Raw genomic sequence first — 922 nt, forward strand, 5'->3', positions numbered from 1 at the left:
ACAAAGCYTTTGTTTGTGAGAATGCCCATCCTTTAGATGATGGATCTCAATAAACAATCGACATTGGAGAAAGATATGACGTACGCTAGAGACTCGTAACTGGATGAGCGCGCTCGATCCTCAATTAACGCTGGACCAAATTTCTCTGCCGGGCACTCATGACTCTGGCACCCAGAAAGCACCTGCAGGCCCAGCCAGAACACAAAACTTCGATATTTATACTCAGCTAAATGACGGTATTCGTTTTCTTGATATTCGCGTCAAAGCAAACGGATCCAAGCTTGACTCTCTGAGTATTTTCCATGGCATCGTCAGCTGCGATATTTCTTTCGGAGATGTTCTTGATGATTGCTTGAAATTCCTTTCTGAAAATCCGACAGAAACCATCGTTATGCTCATGGATGCAGCAACAGGTAGCGGAAACGATATACAGGCAAAATTTGACGAATACATCGCTCTGGAAAAGTACCAGCACCTTTTTTATTTAGGGTCACGAGTACCGACATTGGCACAAGCTCAAAGTAAGATTGTATTGCTAAGACGCTTCCCTAGCAGTATGGGGATAGATCTATCCAAAGGTTGGGAAAAAAATAAAACCTTCACGCTAACTACGWCCAAGAAAACCAAGTAATTTGCGATAGAAGATCAATATTCAAGAACACGATACACACAAGAAAATGGCAGCCGTCCAAGCTTCAATTGACAATGCCATTGCGATACCTGACGACGGTGTAATGCATCTAACCTACAACAGCATTAGTTACTCATTTTTAGGCCATACCCCTTACCAGTACGCTTGGGGTGGAAGCATAAGTAAAGTCAACCCAAAAATGAATCCCGGTCTTGGCGAGTTCTTCACGTAACAAAACTAGAGGAAATAGGTTCGGGATCGTGGTGTTGGATTTTTATAACAATGAACTGG

General features: G+C 42.8%; 1 protein-coding gene. It reads left to right on the plus strand.

What is annotated here, in order from left to right; translation table 11 throughout:
• Window positions 1-103 precede the first annotated feature (103 nt).
• A complete protein-coding gene (locus CIK04_RS23865; protein WP_325205759.1) occupies window positions 104-631 on the plus strand; it encodes a phosphatidylinositol-specific phospholipase C domain-containing protein in 528 nt (175 codons plus the stop codon).
• Window positions 632-922 lie beyond the last annotated feature (291 nt).

The sequence above is a fragment of the Vibrio sp. 03_296 genome (assembly GCF_002265885.1).